We start from the raw sequence: 26,719 nt of genomic DNA on the forward strand, positions 1-26,719 counted from the left end.
AGTGATTCTGGTTTTTATCTCACTTTTTTATTTTGCTTGCCGCACTCAGGCAGGCTAGTCTCTATAGTTTATTTATGAAAATTCATATGAAAATACAAGTTTTTTTCTATTAGACAACAATTTAGCAGACATGGTAAAGTGAAAACGTAAACATAATACAGAATTTTTAGAAAATTAAAGCTAGTTTTCTTTTTTCAAGTACTCATTTTAGTTACATATCAAAATTTAAAAATTGCAAGGGGTGGCAGATATGAGAATTGATTTTCACACACATATCATTCCGGACTTTTTACCGGATTTATCATTAAAGTACAGTGGAGAAAAATGGCCAACAATCAAACGAAATTGTTCAACAACACACGAACTGACTTGCAGCTGCGGAGCAACCATCTATACAGGTGGAAAACATTTCCGGAATGTTGAGAAAAATTGTTGGGATGCACAGGAACGCATGAAAGATATGGATCGGCATAATGTTTTAATGCAAGTCCTTTCGCCAATACCCGTTATGTTTACATACTGGGCCGATGCTAAAGGCGCACTTGAAATCTCACAACTTCAAAACGATTACATAGCAGATATTGTACGCCAATATCCAACAAGATTTGTAGGTTTAGGGAATGTCCCGATGCAGAATGTTCAATTAGCTATCCAAGAAATGGATCGCTGTGTTCACAAGCTAAGAGTAAGCGGTTTAGAAATTGGAACGAATGTAAATGGGACCTATTACAATGATGAAAAATTCAATGACTTTTTCATGTATGCGGAAAAATGGAATGTTCCCCTGTTTATCCATCCTTGGGATGTGCTTGGCAAAGAAAAGATGTCGCAAAACGGTCTGATGTACACTGTTGGAAATCCAAATGAAACAGGTGTGTCCGCTGCAAGTTTAATCCTGAGTGGTGTGTTAGAAAAGTTTCCTAATCTAAAGATTTGTTTAGCCCATGGTGGTGGAACTTTCCCGTTTATTCTTGGCCGACTTGACCGTGGCTGGGAAATTTGGCCGCATTTAAGAAGCACAGAAAAGCCGCCAAGCTATTTTGCCAAAAAATTATATTATGATTCACTCATGTATGATGAAGGTAATGTAAAGTTTTTACTTGATAAATTTGGAGATGAAAACATCGTAGTAGGGTCTGACTATCCTTTTCTTTTAGGGGAGTATCCACCAGGAAAAGTGATCGATGGTTGCAGTAGCCTTTCTGAGATTCAAATGAAAAATATTAAACTGAACAATGCTCTTACATTTTTGAATATTGATCGGAAGCTAGTAACCGAAATTCAAAACAATAAAATCAGCCACATTTAGTTTTATATTTTTTTATAAAATAATTACAAAAAACCAATAGGAGGTGAGAAAAATGTAAGGGGTTTCGTAGTTTACATAGAAAAGACTTTTGGTTAGTAGTAATAATGTTTTTCATAAAAATATTAGAGAGGTGATCAATGTGGGTAAAAATTATATCATTGACAATAAGGAAGAAGGAAAGTTTTTAGTAAATCGCCAAACGTTTGTTGACCCTAAGATACTAGAAGAAGAACAAGAGAAAATCTTTAGTAATTGTTGGATTTTTGTAGGTCATGAATCTGAAATAAAAAATAATGGAGATTTTAAAACAAGAGATGTGGCTGGAAGACCAATTATTTTCACTCGTGATGACGAAGGTCAAGTTCATGTATTGTTAAATACTTGTACACACCGTGGATCATTAGTATGTCGTGGTGAGAGCGGAAATTGTAAAACATTCTTATGCTCGTACCATGCATGGTCATTTAAAACATCAGGTGAATTAATTGGTGTTCCATTGGAATCAGGTTATCCAGAAAGCTTTAAAAAGAAAGATTATGGTTTACATGAAGTAAGAAGTGAGAGCTATAAAGGTTTTGTATTCTGCAACTATAATAATGAAGCTGAAAGTCTAGAGGAGTATTTAGCTGAAGCAAAAGACTATTTGGATTATGTTGCCGATCAGTCAGCATGTGGTATGGAAGTAATAGAAGGCACTCAAAAATATGCAATTCGTGCTAATTGGAAGTTATTAGGTGAAAACAGTATTGATGGTTATCATGTTGCTTATAACCATAAAACATATCTTGACTTTATGGTAGACGAAGGTCAAGATGTAGCAAAAGGTTTGTTCGGTGAAGGACGTTCCCTTGGAAATGGCCATGCCGTGATGGAGTACGAGGGTCCATGGGGAAGGCCAGTTGCGAAATGGCAGGATAATTGGTCAGAAGAAACGCGAGTTCGTATTGAGAAGAAGCGCCAAGAATTAATTGATAGACTTGGAGAAGAAAAAGCTCATAAAATCATGGACATAAGTAGAAATGTTTGGATCTTCCCTAACTTAATCATAAATGACATTATGTCATTAACTATTAGAACTTGGAATCCAATCAGCCCAGATTATATGGAAGTAACTGCATGGGCATTAGGACCAGTTGATGAGAATGCCGAAGAAAAAGCGCATCGTTTAGATACATTCTTAACATTCCTAGGTCCAGGCGGTTTTGCAACACCGGATGATATCGAATCATTAGAAACTGCTCAGTTAGGATTTAAAAAGACAATCAATGAAGTGAAATGGTCCGATATTTCAAGAGGTATGCAACGTGACATTTCACCAACAACGGATGAAAAGCAAATGAGATCTTTCTGGAGAAAATATGATCAATTAATGAGTGTCGACGAAAAACAGAAGTCTGAAAAAGAAGAGCCTAAATTAGTATAAAACGAGGAGGGAAAATCATGACAGTAGCCCAAGAAAAAGTAACTAAAGAAGTGATTGAAAGTTTTTTATACAAGGAAGCTGATTTGTTGGATAGCTGGCGTTTAGATGAGTGGTTAACATTAGTGAGAGAAGATGCAATGTACTCAGTGCCGACTACGGATGCACAGGATGGCGATCCTCAAAAGAGTTTATTTTTAATTGCTGATGATTATTCTAGATTAAAGGCACGCGTAAAGCGGTTGAGCAGTAAATTTTCACATGCTGAAAATCCACGTTCGCGTACGCGCAGATTCATTACGAATGTTCAAATTCTAAATGACGAAAATGGTGAAGTAGAGGTTACTGCAAATTTTATCGTATACCGGATGAGATACGGATTTACTGATGCATACATTGGGAAATACCATTACACATTAGTGAATGAAAATAATGAGTTGAAAATCAAGAAGAGAAAAGCCGTTCTCGATTTGGAAGGATTAAGACCACATTCAAGAATAAGTATCATTTTATAAGTGGGACAGCTGCAATCTGCACCCAAAAAAAGAACTTATAGGAAGAACGGCAATCCCTAGGATGGCGATCCTAGGTAAGGCTTTATAGCTTAAAGTAAGACCATTATACCATAAAAAAAGACGGCGGTGAAGAAAGTAATTTTCTACAGCGCCGTTTTCTTGTTGATGCGATTTTAATAGATTAGTTGTTTCTCGTATTTTTAGTTATTTCACTATTAAAAATCGAAATAAAAAGTTCAATGAGATCAGTTTTACAAGAATCTTTTTTGTAAATTAAATAAATATCTTCCTCAGTCTTTTTAAAATTCTGCAATTTTTTCACAGATATCTCTTTTTCTTTTATATTATCTATTAGCGATAATAATGGAAGAAAGCTAAAGCCAATTCCTTTTTTGACTATTTTTTTTAGTAACTCAATATTCCTTATTTCTATTTTTTGAATGCTATTGACACCCAAGAAATTATCTTCGTATTTCTTCCATACATCCGTATTTCGGTCATATGCTATCACTGTATGACCTTTTAAGTCGTCTTTCGTAATAGTATCAAGACTGCTAAGCGGATGATTAACAGACATAAATATTTCCCAACGATCCTTGTAAAATGGCTCGATTACTAAACTATTGTCATAATATGGATTTCGAATAAATGCTAAATCGATTTCATCCGCGACTACTTTATTAAATAGCAAAAATGATGGCGGCCCCTCAAATGCCGACAAGGAGGTTCCCGTTTCATTTGAAAATCGTTCGATTGTATTAGATAAAATAGTAAAAGAGATAGCTGGACAAAAACCGACTGTAAGTTTTGGTTTATTTATAGATTTGATTGCTCGTTTAGCTTCCTTAACAGAGGGTAAAATTTGTTCTGCATATTCTACGAGTGCTTCCCCTTCATTTGTCAGTGATAGATTTTTCCCATCGCGATTAAATAGAGTGCAATCCAAACTAATTTCTAAATTTCGAATACGTGCCGTAACCGAGGGCTGTGATAAATGCATGACTTTGGCAGCCTTTGAAAAATTCCGAATTTTCGCAAGCTGATAAAATGTTTCAAGCTGGTTAAAATCCATCTTATTCCCCTTCCTATTAGCTTATCTTTCTTTCAAATAAGTGATAGATCTAATAGAGAATTGATTGCTAGTAATCTTGTATTGAAACTTATTATAAATAAGATAAAAAGTTTTATATAAAGTATAATTTAGTGCATATTCCATGATTTGTCAATTGATGGGAAAGCTAATATATCAACTAATAAAACGTTTACATAACAGTGATAGTGAAAAGTAGAGATGGCAAAACTTATTCATCATTTTTATGAAAGCATATTTTTTTACAACTTATATACAACTTTGGTAAAATAAAGCATACATTTATTGTAAATAACACCTATGTGTGTTTAGACAGTAACTGCTGATTATGCAAAATGGGGCATTGACATTGTCAGCCTTCACTGTCGATAGATAAAAGGGGACTAATCTCGGTCTCCGGGGACATGGGGGCCCCTCACTTATAGAGGATGTGATAAAATGAAACCTTTGGAAATAGGTAATTTACTAATATATCCCATTGTTTTACCTGTTCATCATAATTTAAAAAGCTTCAATAGTTACTTAATTAAAGATGGATATGCTTTATATTTAATTGATGCCGGCATTAACAACGAGAATTATTGGAATTTATTTAACGAGACTCTCCATACACATGGATTTACTCTACATGATCTTTCTGGTATTTACATTACCCACCATCATGTTGATCATGTTGGGCTTATCAACCGAATTGCAACGGAGGCTTCGATTCCTGTTTATGCACATGAGAAAGCAATACCTCGGTTAAAGCGTGATCCGGAATTTTTGCGGAATCGAGTTGATTTTTTTAAGCAATTGTATGAAGAAAACGGTTGTGGGGAAGCAGGAGTGCGTCAGGTTAACAAGCTTGAAGTTGCCATTGTAAAAAATGAACATCTTAAAATTAAGGCAGACATTCAACCTTTGGGCAACGTAATACAGTCCTTTGATGTCATCGAAATGCCGGGCCATTCACCAGACCAAGTTGCATTCTTAAATAAGGAATGTCGGGCTTTGTTTTCCGGGGACTTGCTCATTCATCATATTTCAAGCAATGCGATTGTTGAGCCTGATGAGAACGGGGAGCGAATATGTTCTTTGCTTGAACAAATGAAGTCATTAAAAAAGTGCACCACACTCCCGATTGATTATATTTTCTCAGGTCATGGAATATTGATTGATCAGCCTACACAATTAATCAAAACGAGACTAGAAAATGTTGAAACAAAAGCAATGAGACTTCTTTCACTAATAGAAGCAGGAGCCACGACTGCTAGCGAAATCGCCAAAGAGTATTATAAAACAAAGTATGAAGCACAATTTTCTTTAGTAATGTCTGAGATTATTGGCCATTTGGATTATTTAGAAGTGAATGATAAGGTGAAAAGAGAAAAAATAAATGGGGTATGGCATTATTTACATTAAAGCAGGAGGTGTGTTTTCTCGTGCTTTTTTGCTGTTTCTTAACAGAAAGGTTATACATCCATTCTGACCCTGGATTCTGCTATAATAAAAAGTGGTACACATCTTTTAACTGTGCTTATAGGTAAAACTAAAAATAGGATAATCGCAAAGGGGGAAATAAAATGGATGTAAGGTATCCAATTGGTAAATTTGAATTTTCCGGAGAGATTACTAAGAATATGCTTGATGGTTGGATAAGTGATCTTGAACAGCTGCCGGAGTTGGTGAGGGATGCTGTTAAAAATTTAGACCAAGAGCAGCTTGACACTCCTTATCGTGATGGAGGATGGACTGTACGACAAGTTGTCCATCACATTGCAGATACAAATTTGAATGCTTATGTCCGCTTCAAGCTTGCTTTAACAAGTGAAAATCCTGTCATCAATCCTTTTGATGAGAGTAAATGGGCTGAGCTATCCGACAACAAATTGCCAGTTGAGGTTTCTTTGTCCTTACTGCTGGCATTACATATCCGTTTTTGCAATCTTTTACAAAATCTAAGTGCTGATGATTTCCAAAAAGTATTGACACATCCAGTATCAGGTGAAAGCAAAATTGGTATAAATCTTGGCTTTTTAGCTTGGCATGGCAAGCATCATTTGGCCCATATTACGACGTTATGTAGAAGTAAAGGATGGAAGTGAGGATGAAAAAACGCGCAAGTCTCCATCTGGAGATCTACGCGTTTTTTATTATTTCATTCCTTTTTGCTCGAAAAGCCTAATGATTTCTATGATTACATTTGTCGCTTTTTCCATATTGTCGACAGAAATGTACTCATACTTGCCGTGATAGTTCTCTCCACCTGTAAAAATATTGGGTGTTGGCAGACCCATATAGGATAATTGCGACCCATCAGTACCACCGCGGATTGGTTTTATAATTGGTGTAATGCCCAGTTTTTCCATCGCCTCATAAGCAATATCGACGATTTCCTTTACGGGCTCGATTTTTTCTTTCATATTATAGTATTGGTCTTTCATTTCTAGGATGACATTGTCCTGACCGTGTACTGCTTTTAGGTCTTGCACGATTTTTTCTATTTTTGCTTTTCTTTCTTGAAATTTTTCTTTATCGAAATCACGAATGATATAATGCAGCTTTGTCTCTTCTACATTTCCTTCAATGGAAAGTAGATGATAAAATCCTTCATAGCCGTCCGTAAACTCCGGCGCCTCCTCAGCAGGAAGTCTGCGGTTTAACTCCATCGCAATTTTCATGGAATTGACCATTTTGCCTTTCGCAGTCCCTGGGTGGATATTCTTCCCTTTAATTGTAATTTTGGCAGCTGCTGCATTGAAACTTTCATATTCAAGCTCGCCAAGCGGTCCACCGTCAATAGTGTAGGCATATTTCGCGTTAAAGGCTTCAACATTGAATTTATGTGGGCCACGACCAATCTCTTCATCAGGTGTAAAGGCCACTCTAACCTTTCCATGCTTAATTTCAGGATGTTGAATGAGATAATTCATGGCTGTCATGATCTCAGCAATCCCGGCTTTATCGTCAGCCCCAAGCAAAGTAGTTCCATCCGTAGTGATTAAAGTGTGTCCTTTGTATGTGTTTAATGATGGAAAATCCTTTGGAGAAAGCACGACATTCTCATTTAGTTGGATAGAACCACCATCATAATTTTCGAAGATTTGTGGGTTCACATTCTTACCGGTAAAATCAGTGGCTGTATCAACATGTGATAAAAAGCCGATCGTTGCCACTTCTTTTTCAGTGTTGGCCGGTAGTGTCGCCATCACATAACCATTATCATCAATAATAACTTCCTGCATGCCGATTGTCATTAATTCATCAACAAGCATATTTGCTAACGTAAGCTGCCCTGGGGTAGAAGGGCATGTATCATTCGCATCATTAGATTGTGTATCCACTTTTACATAGCTCGTAAACCGTTCAATGATTTCTTTTTTCAAATGACACTCATCTCCTTTTTCTTCTACAGGTTTATTTTACCACTGTTTGTGTCGGACTATCACATTTTTGGGAGAGTTGTTTTAACCAGGATAATCCCAACGTCCAGAATCGATGGTTTCTCTTATTTCATATATATAATGAACAAGTGCTTTATCCAGCCCGCCTTTTTCTAATTCATCCAGCGTAAATTCAATGGTAACTCCTTTTTTAAAATCAAATACAGCAATCTTTCTTTGTCCGCCATACCAGCTTGTATATAAAAGTTTATAAGTCATAATCATACCTCCAGCTCGAATAGAACTTTTGTTCAATATATTGCAATTATAAAGAACGTATGTTTCGTTTACAACGAAGGGGTTGCGAAAATATGTTCGGATATCTTTGTGGTTTTATAAATTGAAGAATATTTTATCCATTCAGCCATGCAAAAAGCGCAATTTCAAATAAATACCTGCTAATATCCTGAAATAAGTCAGGAATAAAAGCAGGATTTTACTATCGAGCATAGAATAAAAATGGTAAAGGATAGTATTTAAATAGAATGAATTGTAAATACCTGTAATAGACGAGTAAATAGAATGAGGAAAAAATCAAATACACGCATAAGGGGTTTAATGAAATGACAAATGGTAAATTTGATTTACAAACAAGATTTTTGGATGAGATTATTGAAAGTGGCCGTGTTGTAACCATTTATACTACAAATGGAGTTCCATTAAAATGTAAAATTATCGGTCATGACAATTTCACCATCCTCATTGATTCAAAAGGACAACAGCAGATGTTGGGAAAAGGTGCCATTAGCACGATAGTAAAATAAAATGGAACACAGATTAATGGAACATGGGAACAGGTTGTCCTCATGTTCCATTAATCATATCCATCCAAATAATTTTCCAACAATAATATACATATCTTCACGGGTGAGTGCCTTTTCACTACTCATCCTTTCAAGTTCTTTTTGATACGTATCGTCAAAATCCTTATAAGGTAATCCCGCAATAATCGCATTGATTTCTTCGACAGTTAAATTTCGAATTTCGTTTGCCTTGTAATATTTTTTTAAGTAAAGAATGTTTTCCTCGTAGTTTGGGTTATTGGGTTGTTTAGCTTGATACGTCTGTAAAAGTAGGGTAGAAAATAACTTGTTTTGGGCAATCTTGTATTCTGATAAATCATTTTTGTAGCCACCAAAGAGAGCACGATGATTGAGTAGCTCTCGGATTGCTGGATAATACCATTTATCCTCATAAGGAAATAGAAGGGTAAACTTTTCAACGGCCGCACCTTGAGCTTTTAAAGCTTGTTGAAGCTCAGCGATTGCATCTTTGTTGCTTGCCATTGTATGAAAATCGATATTCTTATTAAAAGCAACCGCACTGGCCGCACCTGCCCCTTCTCCAGTCGCCATGCCAGTTGGAACGATCCGTACGGAGCCCTGAGCTAAAGAGGAATACCCGCTAGAGCGTCCGATTACCAAAAGATTTGTAATTTTTTGTGGCACCAAGCTTCTAAAGGGAATTCCATATTGAGTGGGATTTAGAACAATTGCCCCTGGATCATCCACCGCTGTAGCCTGAATATCAGCCGGATAGCCGCCATAGGCTATCGTATCCCAATGATATTTATTTTCCCATAGGTCGCTAACAGGTAGTTGGTAAAGCGAATATATATGTCTTGATTCACGAATATATAGTTCTTCAGGAAAGGAAGCAATTTCGGCATTTTCAAAGCCTGGAAAGTTATTCTTCAACCAATCTAAAATATATACGGTTTCCTTCTTTCCACGTGTAATACCTTCTTGAATAGAGGCATCAGACAAACCATTAACGCCAAAAATTTGCAAAGCGTTAATAAAATAGCCTTCATCATTACGAATTAGATTTAACCCACGTAATCTCATATTGGGATCATTTGGCTTATAAAGTTCACGTAGTTTTGAAAAGCCCCATGCTGCTCCCCGTTTTACCTGCGCTGGACCAAATGTTTCCTTCTTAGCTGTTTCTTTAATCTTATCCCAATCAACACCTATTAGATGAATCATTAATGTTGCCGCCATTAACCGATTCTTATGGCCGACATCTTCTGCCCCAATAAAGGAGGGAACACCGCTTAAGTAGGCAATATCCGCATCCTGTGTAGCATCAATAAAATATTTTGCATGGAGAGTGTATACTTTATCTTTTTCCAGTATCTTCAGAGAATCAATTTCCTGCTTATCGTTTAATACAACCTCTTTAATTTTCGTATTCAACAGCATTGATAAATTTTCTTGGGTCTTGACCATTTTAAAAAACGCATTTTCCGCGGCATTTATTTCAAATGACTTTTGACCACCTACCATAAGATGCCACTCTTGAAAAATGCCATGACTTAGTATTTTACGGTCGATCCCATGTGGGAAATCAAGAACATTCATTTTGCCATAAGTAAATAAACCACCAAGACTATCCCGCTTTTCAATCAGGAGTGTTTCCGCCCCGTTCCTTGCAGCGGATAGGGCGGCAGCAATCCCTTCCGGCTCCCCACCGATCACAATCACATCGAAGGTTTTACTATCGTTTTGATTATTAAAAAATATGTTGTGAGCAAAGATGTTGCTGTCATTATTAAAAAAAGCAATCCCAGTTACAGTTAAGATCAAAATGATGACAAAGAACATACTGATTTTTTTATACATCACATGCCTCTGATATTATAATATTTTAAGGATATTTTGTTTTTGTGGTATGAATAGTATTTCAAGTGAATTCAATAAAAATTCGTACAAAAGTGGGTGAGTTAGTTTTCACTTTGAAGCTTAAGGGTTGGCAAGGATAATAGTAAATATTGGGTTTACATATGTTATGATAGGTAAAGCTGGAATGTTGCACAAACACAATCCTGCGAAGAATGTAATGAATTATTGGTAAGGGGTATTTCCTATGAGTAAATCGTTCAAAAGCATTTCTTTTTTCTTATTATTCTTAATAATTGCGGTTCTCGTTGTACAAGTCTTTGTTGGAAGACAGGAAAAGACAGAGGATAAAGTAGCCTCTGATTTTTATGACAACGAGGATACTGTTAAACAATTTGACGTCATTGTCATTGGTGGTGAGCCTGAGGGAATTGCCGCAGCTCTTTCTGCTGCAAGGAACGGGGCGAAAACACTCCTGATTGAAAAGCGGGCTAGTCTTGGCGGTTTATTTACTTATGGGGAAATGAATGTCATTGATTTTCCCCATGGGATTGATAATAAAGTACTTAACAACGGTATTTTCAAGGAATGGCATAGCTTGGTTGGGAAAAGTGAGTCGTTTGAAATTAAAGCTGCCAAATCCGCATTCTCGGAAATGGTTGAAACTCAAGAAAATTTATCGGTACTCCTAAGTACGCAAATCAAGGATATCAACTTGTTGAATCAAACTGAAATACAATCCATTAAAGTATTGAAAAACCAAAAGGAATACACGCTCCAAGCCAAATATTATATTGACGCCACCCAGGATGCGGATGTTGCCTATTTAAGTGGTGTTCCTTATTTTATTGGCGCAGAGGATGTCGGCCAAACAAAAAGCCAAATGGCAGTTACGATGATGATCCACCTTGAAAATGTCGATTGGGAGAAAATAAAAGAGGTAGCAATACGTAAGACCTTTGGTCCTGCGGAAGTAACGGATAAAGCTGCATGGGGCTTTGCCAAATTGCGTGAAATGTATAAGCCCCATGATCCCAATATGAGGCTACGTGGTTTTAACTTAATTCGCAATCATGAAGGCTATTATATTAATGCTTTGCAAATTTTTGGGGTCGATGGTTTGTCTGAAGCCTCTATTCAAGACGGCTTAGTGCGAGGAAAGAAGGAGACAGCCATCATACTTGATTGGCTAAAAGAAAACTTTCCAGGCTTTGAACAAGCAAAGATAGCCTCTTTTCCAGCGGAGCTGTACGTGCGTGAAACCCGGCATATCCGCTCGTTGTATCAACTCCCAATCAGCGATTTATGGGAAAACAAATATCACTGGGACACAATTGCCTATGGCGGCTATCCAGCCGATATTCAGGCAACCTCAGTAGAGGACCCCGGTGCGGTCGTCTTAAACCCAACCCAATACGGCATTCCCTTTAGAAGCTTGGTCCCACAAAAAATTACAAATCTATTAGTGGTGGGACGTTCAGGAGGATATTCCTCTTTGGCCCAAGGCTCTGTAAGGATCGTTCCTACCGGCATGGCAACCGGTGAAGGGGCGGGCGCAGCGAGTGGCATTGCCCTAAATAAAAATATCGATTTCCATACGATGGCAAGCAACAAAGAAGCAATCGCTGAACTTCAACAAGCTCTAAAAGCCCAAGGTGCGGCTGTCGATAAGTTTTCAATACCCTATCCTTATGAAGATAAATGGTATTATCCGGCAATCCGCGGGTTGCTTAATCACCGGGCTCTTTTTACAGGCTATACAAATGATTTATTATTAGATAAAAAAGCGACAAACAAATCATTTTCAAATATGCTTATGTATACCTATTGGACGAAAAGCACATCCAATAAAAAATACGAAGACAACGCTAAATATTTAGATCATTACTTTAATACCGAGAAAGAGCAGAACTTAACAACAGATGAAATCAATAATATTTTAGAAGGGCTGCCAGTAAAGGACTATCATCGTACTTATCTTGAAGAGATGAAAAAATGGGAAGGGAAAGACGAAATTACTCGAGAAGCCATGTTTATTATTGTTGGCAAACTTTTTGGGTGGATTTAGTGTGAAATACAAAAGTGCTATCCAATGGTCCAAAATATCGGCTGGTTGGATAGCACTTTTTTAACAATTATTTTCCCATAAAAATCCAAGACCAATTAAATCTCTTTAGGAATAAATAGCCGACCCATGAAAGCAGCAAACACAAAATTCCACCTAATACGTTCATGATATGGTATCCGACTGGGTCGCTAGTGAGCAAATAATGGCGCCACACCAATAAGATAAACGGATGGGCAAAATAAATAAGAAACGAACCTTGCCCCCAAGAGGTAAGGATGGTATATGGCTTTGTGTGCGGCATGTGCTCATTTAGCCAAATTGAGATTAAAATAATACTTATGCAGGTTACTAGTACAAAAGAATAATATAATCCAAGATTTGCATAGGGCATCCAAGATTGGCCATATCCAGGAATGGTATAGCGGAAATAGGACTTCATCACAGTCACGATTGCGATTAACGCAGTTAAAAAGTAAAAAAGTTTGGCGTTCTTTTTGATCCTTTCGATTGCTTGATGATAATGCAAGCCGATATAGGCCCCTACTAAAAAGAAAGAAAGATAAGTCATAAAGAAACTGCCTGTATATTGAATGTTGAAATACCATAAATTTAAAAGATAATAAACGATCTGTATCAAAATCACGATTGCAACTAAATGATGACGGATAAATTGAAAACGCTTAAGTATGTACATAAAGAGAGGGAATAACAAATAGAACTGTATGATTAGAAAAATAAAATACAAATGTGTATAGTTTTTTCCAGTTAGTAATGAAAATAAAAATGTATTCATATTGTCCAACGGGTTGAGTTTAAAGCCAAGTTGAAGCACCATAAAATAAAAGAATGACCATAATAAATAAGGAGTTACAATATATAAAATTCTTTTTTTAAAAAACTCAATACATATGTTTTTGTTCCAGCGATTTTCATAGCTGTAAAACAGCACGAAACCACTTAGAAATATAAAAGCTGGCACCGCAAATTGAACCAAAGCATAAACCGCTACGTAGTACGGATATAAAACTGAATCCTTCGCCAATATAGCGACAGGCTCGGAGAAGGTATGTATCATAATTACAGCTAAAATCGCAATCGCTCTATATAAATCTAAATATGTAATGCGCTCTTTTTTTGCCACCAATAAAAAGGCTCCCTTCATCTATGTAGGCTATTCCTATTTTCAAAGTATTCCAAAATATCATAACATAAGAATTTGAATTTTTAGATTCCACCAACCGAGGGTTTTGACGAAAAGCATTAATAAATTTTTACAACATTAAAACCGGATTTCTCTGATGATTGAATGGTGATGATTCTAGTTTCCTCGTCCCAACTCACATTAGCCCCTAAAGCTTCACTTACAAAACGCAAAGGTACAAGTGTACGTCTGTTCAATATTTTGGCGGGTACATTTATCACGGTTTTTTCGCCATTCACCAAAGGATATTTAGATCCGATTGGTAACTCTTAATCTAGTAATACTGTACACCCACATTATAACATGTTTTACATCGACAATTATGACACAAATTTTACAGAAAACTAGTAAAATAAGACATAAAAAAACGTCAAGGAAAAATTCCTAAGACGATTTTTTTGACATCCATTTAATTTTCGGTTCCGTTCCGCCCATAATCCTTTTAATATTGGCACGATGGCGATAAATCACAAAGGAAGCGAGTAAGCTCATTACGATGATGAGTGGTACATCGCCTGTAAACAGGCTATAAATAATCCCAATGATTCCTGCAGTCATCGAAGAAAGTGAGACATACTTGGTAATATATAAAGTTACAAAAAAGCTCGCAATCACTAAGATAAACAATGGTGGACTATAAGCAAGCAAGACACCCGCTGATGTTGCAACCGCTTTTCCACCTCTAAATTTTGCAAACACAGGGTATGTATGACCTATAACTGCTGCAATTCCAATTATAAGTGGATGTAATACATCTTCAAGGCCAAATAATAACGGCAGGCTTGCTGCAAGGGTTCCTTTTAAAATATCTGCAGTTGTTACGATTAGACCAGCCTTAATGCCTAAGACGCGAAATGTATTCGTCCCACCTAAATTTCCGCTTCCATGCTCGCGAATGTCGATTCCATAGCCAATTTTCCCTACAATCAAGGCAAAAGGGATTGACCCTAATAAATAAGCTAACACTACAATAAAAAAAACTGTCATCCCCACAAGACTCCTTATGCTAAGATTTCTTTATTTTAACATGAGAAAGCTAAAAAGGCATCAGGAAGTTCAGATAGAGACAGATTTATTGCATTTCCTTGTAACATATTGGTATTCTTTATGTAATCGTATAAGTATACTTGACTGGAGTGGGACTGAATGACAATTGAAAATCCAAGCCGTGAAGAGATTGGTCAAATTTTAAAGACTAAAAAGAGGATTGCAGTTGTCGGCATGACAAATAATCCTGATAAACCATCTTTCATGATTCCAAAAGCGATGATGCAAGCCGGTTATGAAATTATCCCTGTCAATCCAACAATCGATGAGGTATTGGGAATGAAAACCTATCCATCATTAAAGGATATCGAAGGTCATGTGGACATCGTTAATATCTTCCGAAGATCAGAAAAATTACCTGCGCTTGCAAAAGAAGCAGTGGAGATTGGAGCAGATGTCTTTTGGGCCCAATCAGGGATTGAGAATGATGAAGCCTATGAATACCTTAAGGAGAATGGAATGACTGTCATAATGAACCGCTGCATTAAAGTAGAGCATGCAATAACAAGACCAAGATAAGATGCTGAGTAAAATAAATCTCTGCTAAAAAGCAGGGATTTTTCTTTTTCTCTAGAAAGGTTTAGTTGCGAAAGATATTTCTATCATTACAATAGAAAGCATAGATATGACGAAAAAATAGAAAGTATAACGAACAAAATTTGTCAATTTAGAGAACGTTTTTCAAAAAACATGTGAGAAAATATGTTCCTTTATGATATGATTATTTTTCAAGGGTATGTTTGAAAGGGGTATAGACTATTGACTAACAAACCATTTGAATACAATGATGATGCCATTCAAGTACTCGAAGGCTTAGAAGCTGTCCGTAAACGTCCCGGGATGTACATTGGTAGTACAGATGCACGTGGATTGCATCATCTTGTTTACGAAATTGTTGATAATGCTGTCGATGAAGCACTATCAGGATTCGGTAACCAAATAAAAGTAACAATACATAAAGATGATAGTATAAGTATACAGGATGAAGGACGCGGCATGCCGACTGGGATGCATAAAACAGGAAAGCCGACACCAGAGGTTATTTTAACTGTTCTTCATGCTGGAGGAAAATTTGGGCAAGGCGGTTATAAAACGAGCGGCGGCTTACACGGGGTTGGTGCCTCAGTTGTCAATGCTTTATCAGAATGGTTAGTAGTAACGATAAAGCGAGATGGAAATATCTATCAACAACGTTTTGAAAATGGGGGGCACCCTGTTACAACATTAGAGAAAACTGGCACAACGAAAGTGACTGGAACGACGATTCACTTTAAGCCGGATTCAACCATTTTCAGCACCACGGTTTTTAATTACGAAACATTAAGCGAGCGTTTGCGTGAATCTGCCTTTCTTTTAAAAGGCATGAAAATTACGCTGATTGATGAACGCCATGATGTAAAAGATGAATTTCATTTTGAATCGGGAATAAAAGCATTTGTTGATTTTTTAAATGAGGAAAAGGATGTACTACACGAGGTAGTAGACATTGAAGGTGAACAGCAGGGGATTGAAGTGGAATATGCATTCCAATTTAATGACGGCTATTCTGAAAATATTTTATCGTTCGTGAATAATGTCCGCACGAAAGACGGGGGTACCCATGAAGTTGGTGCAAAATCAGCGATGACCCGCTCCTTTAATGAATTTGCCCGTAAGGTGAACATCTTAAAAGAAAAGGATAAGAACCTTGAAGGCAGCGATATCCGCGAAGGTTTAACTGCAATTATCTCTGTCCGCATTCCGGAGGAAAAACTTCAATTTGAAGGGCAAACAAAAGGAAAACTTGGTACTAGTGAGGCTCGTTCTGTTGTTGATTCAGTCGTGTCAGAGAAATTGGCCTACTTTTTAGAAGAAAATCCTGATATTAGTACACTTTTAATTAAAAAAGCGATTAAAGCGGCAGAAGCCCGCGAAGCCGCTCGTAAAGCTCGTGAGGAAGCAAGAGATGGCAAAAAGAAAAAGCGCAAAGATGCGATGCTCAGCGGAAAATTAACACCTGCACAATCACGGAATCCTGAGCGTAATGAGCTTTACCTTGTAGAGGGAGATTCTGCGGGTGGCTCAGCCAAACAAGGACGTGACCGCCGCTTTCAAGCGATCTTGCCATTGCGTGGTAAGGTCATCAATACAGAAAAAGCAAAGCTTGCAGATATTTTTAAAAATGAAGAAATCAATACAATGATCCACGCAATTGGCGGCGGAGTTGGTGCTGATTTTGAGGTAAAGGATATTAATTACGATAAAGTCATTATCATGACAGATGCTGATACCGACGGAGCCCATATTCAAGTGTTGCTATTAACATTCTTCTATCGCTACATGAAGCCATTAATAGAAGAAGGGAAAGTATTTATTGCCCTACCACCGCTTTACAAAGTAAGTAAAGGGACCGGCAAGAAAGAAGTAATTGAATATGCGTGGGATGAATCAGAATTAAAGGTTGCCATTAAGAAGATTGGTAAAGGCTATACGATACAGCGCTACAAAGGTCTAGGTGAAATGAATGCTGATCAGCTTTGGGAGACAACGATGGATCCTGAAACGAGAACGTTGATTCGTGTAACGATTGAAGATATCGCCCGTGCAGAACGTCGCGTGACAACGTTAATGGGAGATAAAGTTGAGCCACGTCGGCGCTGGATTGAAACAAATGTTGCTTTCGGACTTGAAGATGATGTAAATATATTAGAAAACGAGAATTTGACAATCGATCGGGGGGAATAAACTTTGTCGTCATTATTTGAAAAAGTAATGGAATTACCATTAGAAGATATTATTGGCGACCGTTTTGGCCGCTATAGTAAATATATTATTCAAGACCGTGCCTTGCCTGATGCGAGGGACGGCTTGAAGCCTGTGCAAAGACGGATCTTGTATGCCATGTTTCAAGAGGGAAACACACATGATAAACCATTCCGGAAATCTGCAAAAACAGTTGGTAATGTAATCGGTAACTATCATCCCCATGGAGATTCCTCTGTTTATGAAGCAATGGTCCGTATGAGTCAGGATTGGAAGGTTCGAAACGTCCTAATTGAAATGCACGGCAATAACGGTAGCATGGATGGTGACCCGCCAGCCGCGATGCGTTATACCGAAGCTCGTCTATCGACAATTGCTGCTGAATTGTTGCGTGATATTGATAAGGACACAGTCGATTTTACTCCTAACTTTGATGATACGATTCTGGAGCCTACAGTATTACCAGCAATGTACCCAAATTTGTTGGTAAATGGTTCAACCGGAATTTCCGCCGGTTATGCAACAGACATTCCCCCGCATCATCTTGGAGAAGTCATTGATGGAGTAATTATGCGAATTGATCATCCAACATGTACCGTACCTGATTTAATGAAGGTCATTAAGGGACCAGATTTTCCAACGGGTGGCATCATACAAGGGATTGAGGGAATTAAAAAAGCGTACGAGACAGGAAAGGGACGCATTGTCGTGCGTAGCCGCGCCGCAATTGAAGATCTACGTGGCGGTAGACAGCAAATTGTCATTGATGAAATCCCATACGATGTGAATAAAGCAAACCTTGTGAAAAAAATGGACGAGTTCCGCATTGACAAGAAGATCGAAGGTATTACAGAGGTGCGGGATGAAACAGATCGTACGGGCCTCCGCATCGTCATTGAATTAAAAAAGGATGCAGATGCAGAAAGTGTTTTAAACTATTTATATAAAAATTCTGATTTACAAATTTCCTATAACTTCAATATGGTTGCCATTCATAATCGCACACCAAAGCAAATGAGTCTGCCGCAAATGTTGGATGCCTATGTCGCCCATCAAAAAGAAGTCGTCACACGTCGATCCCAGTACGAGCTCAATAAAGCAAAGGAACGTCAGCATATTGTTGAAGGCTTGATAAAAGCCATCTCGATTCTTGACGAGGTGATTGCAACAATTAGAGCTTCAAAGGATAAGCGCGATGCAAAAAATAATTTAATTGCGAAGTTTCAGTTTACTGAACCGCAGGCAGAAGCAATTGTTACGTTACAGCTATATCGTTTAACAAATACAGATATTACAACCCTGCAAAAAGAAGCAGAGGATCTAGCAAAAAAAATTCAAGAATTAACAAATATCTTAAGTAGTGAGACGAAGCTTTTTAATGTTATAAAAAAAGATTTGCTGCAAGTAAAAAAGACATTTGCTGATGAGCGTCGTACAAGAATTGAAGAGGAAATTGAAGAGATTGTTATTAATCTTGAGGTTTTGGTACCATCTGAAGACGTTATTGTTACGGTTACAAAAGACGGTTATATAAAACGTACTTCGATTCGATCTTACACTGCTTCCAATGGGAAAGAATTCGGTTTGAAAGAAAATGATTATCTACTAGGTCAATTTGAAATAAACACGACCGATAAAATGTTATTGTTTACAAATAAAGGTAACTACTTATACTTGCCAGTTCATGAAATGCCGGATATCAGGTGGAAGGATCTTGGGCAACACATTGCTACGATTATCCCAATAGAGAAAGACGAAGAGCTGATTAAAGCAATCCCTATTCGTGAATTTACAGAAAATCAATTTTTAGTATTCTTTACGAAAAATGGAATGGCCAAAAGATCGCAATTATCGTTATATCAGGCACAACGCTATTCCAAACCATTAGTGGCAATCAATCTAAAAGATGATGATGAAGTCGTGGATGTTTACCTGACAGATGGTAGCAAGGAAGTTTTTATCGGCACACGTCAAGGTTATGGTTTATGGTTTAGTGAAGAGGAAATCAGCGTAATCGGACAAAGGGCAGCCGGTGTAAAAGGTATAAACCTAAAGGATGGTGACTATGTCGTCAGTGGTTTTGTATTCGATTCTGATAAACAACCACATTTAGTTCTCATAACACAACGCGGGGCCGCCAAAAGAATGAAATTAAGTGAATTTGAAAAGACAACAAGGGCCAAACGTGGTCTTGTCATGCTACGGGAATTAAAGGCGCATCCACATAAAGTAGCCGCCATTCTACCAGCTGCTGAAAATGAAATCATTTATTTTAAAACTACAAAAGATTATATTGAAAGTTTGAATCCAAACGATTTACGGGAAAATGATCGCTATAGCAACGGGTCATTTGTGATTGATATCGATGAAAAAGGCGAGGTCAAACAGGTTTGGAAGACCTTTGCTGAAAAGGAAACGGAATAAACATATATGTAAAAGGATAATGGCAAAAAAACATTTTGTTTGAGCTTTTATCCTTTTTTAATCAATTCAATGCAAAAAAACCGCATAAAAAAGTCTGAAGTTATTTGTCCTATTTTGCAATCGCCTCTTCTTTCGTCTAAAACCGACAAAAAATTATAAAGAAACTATAAATTTTTTTAATTTACATATTGAATATTCAGAATTATTTTGCTAAAATCTAAATCAAGGTGGTAATACACATGTCAAAATTGAAAGATAAAATTATAAATACTGCTATTCACATGTTTGAAACATATGGGTACCATGGTGTAACAGTGAATCAAATTGTTGAAGAAAGTGGTACTTCTAAGGGGGGATTTTATCACCATTTCAAATCTAAGGACGAACTGCTTTACATAATCCATGATTATTTCATTAATTACGCATTAGATAATGCCAAGGAAGCGCTACGAATTTATACAACGTCAACTGAAAGATTGCAGGCGATTATTCACTATAATATACGGATCTTTAATCTCTATAAGCCACACATATGTGTATTCTACCAGGAAAGTAATTATCTTAAACCGGATTACAAGCAAATTATAAATCGGAAAAGAAAAGAATACAGTAATATTATATTTAAAGTGATTAAAGAAGGGATTGAATCTGGTGAGTTTCGATCAAATCTCGATATCAACATTACGACAATGGCTATTCACGGAATGGTGAATTGGATTTATAAATGGTATAAACCCGACGGAGAAAAAACAATAGAAGAGATTTCTGATATATTTATTGATTTTATACTCCAGTCATTGTTGACCGAAGAAGCCAAAGAAAATCCAAAATATTCATCCTTTTTACTTAAAAGATAAAGTGATTTTATTATTTTATTAAGCGCTTACATTTACTATGCGCAATACAGACCAACTAGTCGGTCTTAAGGGGGAAATCATATGAATTTTGAATTGACTAAAGAACAACAGATGATTCGGGATATGGTGCGAGCGTTCGCTGAGAATGAAGTGGCTCCAAAGGCTGAAGAAGTTGACCGTACGGGTGAATTTCCACTTGATACATTTAATAAAATGGGGGAATTAGGTCTTTTAGGTATTCCTTTTCCAGAGAAATACGGCGGCTCAGGCGGCGATACGATTTCTTATGCAATTTCGGTTGAGGAAATTGGTAGAGCTTGTGGAAGCACCGGCTTAAGTTATGCTGCTGCTGTATCACTTGGAGCAAGTCCTATTTATTATTTTGGAACTGAAGAACAGAAACAAAAATACCTTGTACCTTTAGCAAGTGGTCAAGCTTTAGGAGCATTCGGTTTAACTGAGCCAAATGCCGGTTCAGACGCAGGTGGAACAAGAACAAAGGCAGTATTGGACGGCGATGAATACATCATCAATGGTGAAAAATGCTTTATCACGAATGCTGAGTATGGAAAGACGATAATTGTAACCGCTGTCACAGGGAAAGATGACCGTGGAAAAAATATCATATCCGCTTTAATCGTACCAACTGACGCTCCAGGATTAACAATCAATAGCAATTATGAAAAAATGGGACTCCGCGGTTCTAATACCTCTGAAATCATCCTAGAGGATGTTCGTGTTCCAAAGGAAAATCTACTAGGTGACCCTACCGCTGGTTTTAAACAGTTTTTATATACATTAGATGGCGGTCGTATTTCGATTGCCGCATTATCAGTCGGAATTGCTCAAGCAGCACTTGACAAAGCATTAAGTTACGCGAAGGAAAGGACACAATTTGGTCAATCCATTTCCAAGTTCCAGGCTATTCAATTTAAATTAGCAGATATGGCGATGGAAATTGAGCTTGCACGAAATATGGTTCACAAAGCAGCTTGGTTAAAGGATAACGGCAAACCATTTACGAAGGAATCTGCTTATGCAAAGTTATTTGCATCGGAAGCAGGATTTAGAGCTTGCAACCAAGCTATCCAAATCCATGGTGGCTATGGCTATATGCGTGAATATGAAGTCGAGCGTTACTTACGCGATATTAAGCTAATGGAAATTGGCGAAGGTACTTCAGAAATTCAACGACTTGTCATTGCACGACAATTAGGTTGCTAGGTTGAAATATGTCGAAGTATTTTCTATTTACTAAGGGGGATTCATATGGATGTAAGTGGAATTTTAAAAGTAGTTGCTGAAAGTAAGCTCGTTTACCCAAGTGAGGAAAAGCAAGCGAAAACTAGCATTGGCAGCAGTCAGGCTTTTCAAGAACTTCTTCAACAATCCCAGCAAGATCCTGCAGCCTTTTGGAGCAATGTCGCGAAAGAACTCGTCTGGTATGAGCCTTGGAAGAAAACAATGAGTGGAACACTACCTGATTTCCGATTTTTTGAAGGCGGCATAAGTAACCCTTGTGTAAATTTAATCGACCGTCACGTAGAAAATGGTGCAGGTAATCGAACAGCTCTTATTTGGGAGGGTGAAAACGGAGACACTAAGTTTTTTACATATAATATGCTGCTTGCTGAAGTGAGCCGTTTTGCCAATGCACTTCGTTCATTTGGTGTAAAAAAAGGGGATTGTGTTGCTATTTTTCTTCCAAACCTAGCTGAAGCATTTATAGCGATATTAGCTTGTTTCCGTATTGGAGCTATATACAACACAGTCTTTTCAGGGTACTCTGAAAAATCTTTGAAAGATCGACTTGTTAGCTTTGAGCCAAAAGTAATTGTAACGGCTGATGCAACAGCTAGACGTGGAAAACTATTCCACTTAAAAGAAAAAGTTGATGCGGTTGTTCCAGATGTCCCTTCGATAGAAGCAGTCGTTGTTGTTGATCGATTAGGAACAGAAGTTAACATGATAGAAGGCCGTGACTATTGGTGGCATGAGCTTACAAAGAAAGCAAGTGCCGTTTGTGAACCTGAAAAATTAGAAGCCAACGAATATGGAATTGTCTTCTATACAAGTGGTACGACAGGAAAACCAAAAGGTGTCGTTCACTCTGGAATGGCATTTGTGGTTCAAAACTACATTTATGGAAAATACCATATGGATCACCATGATGATGATGTGTTCTGGTGTACGGCTGATGTTGGTTGGCTAACCATGCATATATGGGGAGTTGCAGGAGCACTAGCAAATGGAGTTACAACGGTTGTATATGAAGGGTCGATCGACTATCCAACGAAAGATAGATTTTATCAAATTCTAGAAAAATACCGGGTCAATAAACTATTTACAGCCCCAACTGCTTTAAGAATGCTGAAGAGCTTGGGCGAAGAGGTTGTAAATCAATTTGATTTATCTCCTCTTGAAGTTGTTTCACTTGTTGGAGAACCGTTGGATCCAGAGACTTGGCATTGGACATATGAAGTACTTGGTAAAAAGAATATTTGTGTAAATAATACTTGGGGGCAAACAGAAACAGCAGGCTGTCCAATTGCTGGAGCCGCATGGTTAACACCAATGAAACCAGGCTCTGCTGGAATTCAATTTTTAGGAGCAGATGTTGCGGTCGTGGATGAGGAGGGGAATCCTGTTGAACCTGAAACATTAGGAAACTTAATCATTCGAAAACCATTCCCAATGCTTTGCCGAACTCTATGGAAAGAACCTGAACGCTATCTATCATCCTATTTTAGCCAAGTAGAAGGTGCCTATTATGCTAGTGATTTAGCATTAATAGATAAGGATGGCCATATCTGGGTAGTTGGTCGATCTGATGATGCCTTTAATGTTGCCGGCCATCGCTTAAGTACAATGGAAATTGAAAGTGCTGTGATGGAGTGCCAGGGTATTGCAGAAGCTGCGGTGATTGGTATCCCTGATGAAATAAAAGGAGAGGTTCCGCTCGTTTTTGCCCGCTTAAGCGATATGTCTCTTGCAACAGATGAATTAAAAGCAAAAATTAATGATCGAATCGTTCAGTTGATTGGAAAAATTGCTTTGCCTTCAGCTATTGTATTCACTGATACATTGCCAAAAACGGTAAGTGGAAAAATCATGCGCCGCTTATTAAAAGAAATTATCGTTTCTGGTCAGGTAGCAGGCGATATTACTGGATTAGAAGATCCGTCTACGGTAGCGCAAGTTCAACAAATTGTAGCTGAAAAAACAATTTCAAAGTAAGAGGGAAATACACCTTGGTAGAAGATCTGCTTAGGTCCTTCCACCGAAGGTACATCTTCTGCCAAGAATAATCAGATAAATTTCTAGAATCATTGGAGGTGGAATTTTGTTTACAAAAATTTTAATTGCAAATCGCGGGGAGATTGCGGCACGCGTTATTCGTACATGTAAAAAATTAGGGATCCAAACCGTAGCGGTCTATTCAGAAGCAGATTTGGATTCACCACATGTAAAGATGGCTGATGAAGCCTATTGTATAGGAAAGCCACGCGTCCATGAAAGCTATTTACAAATGGACAAAATCATTGATATTGCGAAACAAACAGGAGCCGAGGCCATTCATCCCGGTTATGGACTTTTAAGTGAAAATGCTGAATTTGCCAGAAAAAGTAACGAATTAGGTATTACATTTATTGGCCCAACAGCGGATGTTATAGAAAAAATGGGAAGTAAAGTTGCATCAAGAATATCAATGATTGAAGCAGGTGTCCCTATCGTTCCTGGTACTGAAGAGACCTTAGCAGATGTTTCTGAAGCAATCACCACTGCCGAGCAAATGGGTTACCCTGTGATGCTTAAGGCTAGTGCTGGCGGCGGAGGAATTGGTATGCAAATCATCCATAATAAAGAAGAATTAGAGAAAGCATTTGATGGCAATCAAAAAAGAGCACAAATGTTTTTCGGTAATGGAGAAATGTATATTGAAAAATATATTGCAAACCCTCGCCATATTGAAATCCAGCTTTTAGCTGATCAATTTGGAAATTGTGTTTACCTAATGGAACGTGATTGTTCCATCCAACGCCGTCACCAAAAGGTTGTGGAGGAAGCACCGTCCCCATTTTTAGATGATGTGACAAGAAAAAAGATGGGCGAAACAGCTGTTAAAGCAGCACAAGCCATCGGATACCAAAATGCCGGGACGATTGAATTTTTAGTTGATGAGAATAAGAATTTCTATTTTTTGGAAATGAATACAAGACTACAGGTTGAACACCCGGTAACTGAAGAAATTACAGGTCTTGACCTTGTAGAGGAACAACTTAGAATAGCGGCTGGTGAAAAGCTTCGCTACACACAAGAGGAAATTAAACGAAATGGTCATGCCGTTGAAGTACGCATTTATGCAGAAGATCCAAAAACGTTCTTCCCATCACCAGGGACGATCACAAAATTAGAGCTACCAGCAGGTGTTGGTATACGCCATGAGTTGGCTGTCCATGAAACATCAAAGGTTACTCCATTTTATGATCCAATGATCGCAAAATTAGTAATTTCTGCACCATCAAGGGAAATAGCGATTGAGCGTTTAATTGAGGCATTAAACCAATATCATGTTGAAGGAATTAAAACGAATATCCCAATGCTACAAGAAGTGATTACACATCCGGCTTATCAGTCCGGTGATACTACGACACAATTTGTAGAAAAATATATTCAACAAGTTGTATCAAAATAAAAATACAAAAATAAAAATTATGGAACCAGGGGGATTTTTATTATGGCAATCATTCAATCAAATATGGCAGGAAATGTATGGAAAGTATTAGTGAATGAAGGGGACACTGTTTCAGAGGGGCAAGATGTTGTAATCTTAGAATCTATGAAAATGGAAATCCCAATTGCTGCTGAAGTTAGTGGCGTTGTTAAAGAAATAAAAATCAATGAAGGCGATTTTGTTAACGAAGAAGACGAACTTATTGTTGTTGAGTAAGTAAAAGATCAAAGCAAATAACCAGTCGAGTCTCAAAGAGCATGAAACGCCTATGGGGCTCGATGGTTATACAAAGGGAAGAAAGCTGATTCCCTTTCTACAATATATGCTTTAGGGAAAAGAAAGGATGGTTATGTATGAACCTTCCAAAAACCGTAACAATCAAGGAAGTTGGGCCGCGCGATGGGCTACAAAATGAAAAACAGTTTATTGAAACTGAAGATAAAATAGAATGGATTAATCAACTTTCGAAAACAGGGTTGTCTTATATAGAAATTACGTCATTTGTTAATCCAAAATGGATTCCGCAATTAGCAGATGCCATTCATGTTGCAAAATCGATTCATAGGGAGAATGACATAACATACGCGGCCCTCGTTCCAAATGAAAGAGGACTACAAGGAGCACTTGAAGCGAATGTTGATGAGGTTGCTGTCTTTATGTCTGCTTCGGAGTCACACAACTTAAAAAATATAAATAAATCAATAGCTGAAACTTTCCCAATCCTGAAGCCAGTTATTCAGGAAGCAATTGCAGCTGGAAAGACAGTACGTGGCTATGTTTCTACTGTTTTTGGCTGCCCTTATGAAGGAGAAGTTTCTACAGATGCAGTTCTAACTGTATCTGAGCAATTATTTACTTTAGGTATCCAGGAACTTTCCCTTGGGGATACGATTGGCGTTGCTAATCCAAGACAAGTGGAAGAAGTTTTATCAGAGATTCTAAAACGCTTTCCGCAGGAAAAACTAGCAATGCATTTTCACGATACAAGAGGAACAGCGTTAGCTAATACTTTAGCTGCACTTAATCTTGGAATCACGAAATTTGACAGTTCTTTAGGAGGACTTGGGGGATGTCCATATGCTCCAGGAGCATCTGGAAATCTTGCAACAGATGACCTTCATTATATGCTTGAAAATATGGGGGTTGAAACTGGAATAAATCGCGACCAACTGATTAAAGCAGCACTTTTTATTGAAGAAAAACTAGGAAAGTCGCTTCCTAGTCATACAATGCAAATAGAAAGAAGCAAAAGTTGCCACTAGAAT

Annotated in this window: 23 protein-coding genes; 16 read left to right on the forward strand and 7 right to left on the reverse strand. The window is 37.6% G+C overall.

Annotation, left to right across the window (positions count from 1 at the left end; genetic code table 11):
• Positions 1 to 250: 250 nt before the first annotated feature.
• The 3 genes from ACNQFZ_RS00550 (at position 251) to ACNQFZ_RS00560 (ending at position 3,244) form a co-directional block, all read left to right on the forward strand.
• Positions 251 to 1,309: an amidohydrolase family protein gene (locus tag ACNQFZ_RS00550; RefSeq protein ID WP_458413423.1), complete on the forward strand. Its 1,059-nt coding sequence runs from the start codon at positions 251 to 253 to the stop codon at positions 1,307 to 1,309.
• 139 nt (positions 1,310 to 1,448) lie between these two features.
• A complete protein-coding gene (locus ACNQFZ_RS00555) occupies positions 1,449 to 2,732 on the forward strand; it encodes an aromatic ring-hydroxylating oxygenase subunit alpha (protein WP_458413424.1) in 1,284 nt (427 codons plus the stop codon).
• 17 nt (positions 2,733 to 2,749) lie between these two features.
• Positions 2,750 to 3,244, forward strand: coding sequence for an aromatic-ring-hydroxylating dioxygenase subunit beta (locus tag ACNQFZ_RS00560; RefSeq protein ID WP_458413425.1), 495 nt, complete (start codon positions 2,750 to 2,752; stop codon positions 3,242 to 3,244).
• 181 nt (positions 3,245 to 3,425) lie between these two features.
• Here the strand turns inward: ACNQFZ_RS00560 and ACNQFZ_RS00565 are convergent, their stop codons facing one another.
• Positions 3,426 to 4,316 carry a LysR family transcriptional regulator gene (locus tag ACNQFZ_RS00565; protein ID WP_458413426.1) on the reverse strand — a complete coding sequence of 297 codons (891 nt, stop codon included), beginning with the start codon at positions 4,314 to 4,316 and terminating at the stop codon, positions 3,426 to 3,428.
• A 456-nt stretch (positions 4,317 to 4,772) separates the two neighbouring features.
• Here ACNQFZ_RS00565 and ACNQFZ_RS00570 point away from each other — a divergent pair, with 456 nt between their 5' ends.
• Together ACNQFZ_RS00570 and ACNQFZ_RS00575 are read left to right on the forward strand one after the other, a co-directional pair.
• Positions 4,773 to 5,738, forward strand: a complete 966-nt coding sequence (locus tag ACNQFZ_RS00570; protein ID WP_458413427.1) for an MBL fold metallo-hydrolase — start codon at positions 4,773 to 4,775, stop codon at positions 5,736 to 5,738.
• Positions 5,739 to 5,899: 161 nt separating this feature from the next.
• Entirely contained in the window at positions 5,900 to 6,421 is a 522-nt protein-coding gene (locus tag ACNQFZ_RS00575; RefSeq protein ID WP_458413428.1) for a YfiT family bacillithiol transferase, read from the forward strand.
• 48 nt (positions 6,422 to 6,469) lie between these two features.
• Here the strand turns inward: ACNQFZ_RS00575 and pepT are convergent, their stop codons facing one another.
• Both pepT and ACNQFZ_RS00585 read right to left on the reverse strand, forming a co-directional pair.
• Complete coding sequence (gene pepT, locus ACNQFZ_RS00580) at positions 6,470 to 7,702, reverse strand: peptidase T (protein ID WP_458413429.1); 1,233 nt, start codon at positions 7,700 to 7,702, stop codon at positions 6,470 to 6,472.
• Between the two features lie 81 nt (positions 7,703 to 7,783).
• Positions 7,784 to 7,978, reverse strand: coding sequence for a hypothetical protein (locus ACNQFZ_RS00585; RefSeq protein ID WP_458413430.1), 195 nt, complete (start codon positions 7,976 to 7,978; stop codon positions 7,784 to 7,786).
• A gap of 344 nt (positions 7,979 to 8,322) precedes the next feature.
• Between ACNQFZ_RS00585 and ACNQFZ_RS00590 the strand changes: the two genes are divergently transcribed.
• Positions 8,323 to 8,523, forward strand: a complete 201-nt coding sequence (locus ACNQFZ_RS00590) for an RNA chaperone Hfq (RefSeq protein WP_035196445.1) — start codon at positions 8,323 to 8,325, stop codon at positions 8,521 to 8,523.
• A gap of 54 nt (positions 8,524 to 8,577) precedes the next feature.
• On the opposite strand, the gene ACNQFZ_RS00595 is transcribed toward ACNQFZ_RS00590, so the two are convergent.
• A complete protein-coding gene (locus ACNQFZ_RS00595; protein WP_458413431.1) occupies positions 8,578 to 10,383 on the reverse strand; it encodes an FAD-dependent oxidoreductase in 1,806 nt (601 codons plus the stop codon).
• A gap of 244 nt (positions 10,384 to 10,627) precedes the next feature.
• Between ACNQFZ_RS00595 and ACNQFZ_RS00600 the strand changes: the two genes are divergently transcribed.
• Entirely contained in the window at positions 10,628 to 12,448 is a 1,821-nt protein-coding gene (locus tag ACNQFZ_RS00600; protein ID WP_458413432.1) for an FAD-dependent oxidoreductase, read from the forward strand.
• 67 nt (positions 12,449 to 12,515) lie between these two features.
• Here the strand turns inward: ACNQFZ_RS00600 and ACNQFZ_RS00605 are convergent, their stop codons facing one another.
• From ACNQFZ_RS00605 to plsY, 3 genes are all read right to left on the reverse strand, one after another.
• A complete protein-coding gene (locus ACNQFZ_RS00605; protein ID WP_458413433.1) occupies positions 12,516 to 13,589 on the reverse strand; it encodes an acyltransferase in 1,074 nt (357 codons plus the stop codon).
• 119 nt (positions 13,590 to 13,708) lie between these two features.
• A complete protein-coding gene (locus tag ACNQFZ_RS00610; RefSeq protein WP_458415267.1) occupies positions 13,709 to 13,909 on the reverse strand; it encodes a copper amine oxidase N-terminal domain-containing protein in 201 nt (66 codons plus the stop codon).
• A 124-nt stretch (positions 13,910 to 14,033) separates the two neighbouring features.
• The gene (gene plsY / locus ACNQFZ_RS00615) at positions 14,034 to 14,636 is read right to left on the reverse strand and encodes a glycerol-3-phosphate 1-O-acyltransferase PlsY (RefSeq protein WP_458413434.1); all 603 of its coding nucleotides are present in this window, start codon (positions 14,634 to 14,636) and stop codon (positions 14,034 to 14,036) included.
• A 159-nt stretch (positions 14,637 to 14,795) separates the two neighbouring features.
• On the opposite strand from plsY, the gene ACNQFZ_RS00620 reads away from it, so the two are divergent.
• The 9 genes from ACNQFZ_RS00620 (at position 14,796) to ACNQFZ_RS00660 (ending at position 26,716) form a co-directional block, all read left to right on the forward strand.
• Positions 14,796 to 15,215 carry a CoA-binding protein gene (locus ACNQFZ_RS00620; RefSeq protein ID WP_458413435.1) on the forward strand — a complete coding sequence of 140 codons (420 nt, stop codon included), beginning with the start codon at positions 14,796 to 14,798 and terminating at the stop codon, positions 15,213 to 15,215.
• A gap of 240 nt (positions 15,216 to 15,455) precedes the next feature.
• Positions 15,456 to 17,420 (forward strand): DNA topoisomerase IV subunit B, encoded by a 1,965-nt coding sequence (parE, locus tag ACNQFZ_RS00625; protein ID WP_458413436.1) that lies wholly within the window; start codon positions 15,456 to 15,458, stop codon positions 17,418 to 17,420.
• A 27-nt stretch (positions 17,421 to 17,447) separates the two neighbouring features.
• A complete protein-coding gene (parC, locus tag ACNQFZ_RS00630) occupies positions 17,448 to 19,862 on the forward strand; it encodes a DNA topoisomerase IV subunit A (protein WP_458415268.1) in 2,415 nt (804 codons plus the stop codon).
• Between the two features lie 239 nt (positions 19,863 to 20,101).
• Positions 20,102 to 20,719 (forward strand): TetR/AcrR family transcriptional regulator, encoded by a 618-nt coding sequence (locus ACNQFZ_RS00635; protein WP_458413437.1) that lies wholly within the window; start codon positions 20,102 to 20,104, stop codon positions 20,717 to 20,719.
• Positions 20,720 to 20,800: 81 nt separating this feature from the next.
• Positions 20,801 to 21,943: an acyl-CoA dehydrogenase gene (locus ACNQFZ_RS00640; RefSeq protein ID WP_458413438.1), complete on the forward strand. Its 1,143-nt coding sequence runs from the start codon at positions 20,801 to 20,803 to the stop codon at positions 21,941 to 21,943.
• A gap of 45 nt (positions 21,944 to 21,988) precedes the next feature.
• Positions 21,989 to 23,956 (forward strand): acetate--CoA ligase, encoded by a 1,968-nt coding sequence (locus tag ACNQFZ_RS00645; protein ID WP_458413439.1) that lies wholly within the window; start codon positions 21,989 to 21,991, stop codon positions 23,954 to 23,956.
• Between the two features lie 106 nt (positions 23,957 to 24,062).
• Entirely contained in the window at positions 24,063 to 25,415 is a 1,353-nt protein-coding gene (locus ACNQFZ_RS00650; protein ID WP_458413440.1) for an acetyl-CoA carboxylase biotin carboxylase subunit, read from the forward strand.
• 33 nt (positions 25,416 to 25,448) lie between these two features.
• On the forward strand, positions 25,449 to 25,670 hold the full coding sequence (locus tag ACNQFZ_RS00655) for an acetyl-CoA carboxylase biotin carboxyl carrier protein subunit (protein WP_458415269.1): 222 nt from the start codon (positions 25,449 to 25,451) through the stop codon (positions 25,668 to 25,670).
• A 137-nt stretch (positions 25,671 to 25,807) separates the two neighbouring features.
• Complete coding sequence (locus ACNQFZ_RS00660) at positions 25,808 to 26,716, forward strand: hydroxymethylglutaryl-CoA lyase (RefSeq protein WP_458413441.1); 909 nt, start codon at positions 25,808 to 25,810, stop codon at positions 26,714 to 26,716.
• Positions 26,717 to 26,719: the final 3 nt, after the last annotated feature.

The organism is Schinkia acidoalkalinis (assembly GCF_054301215.1).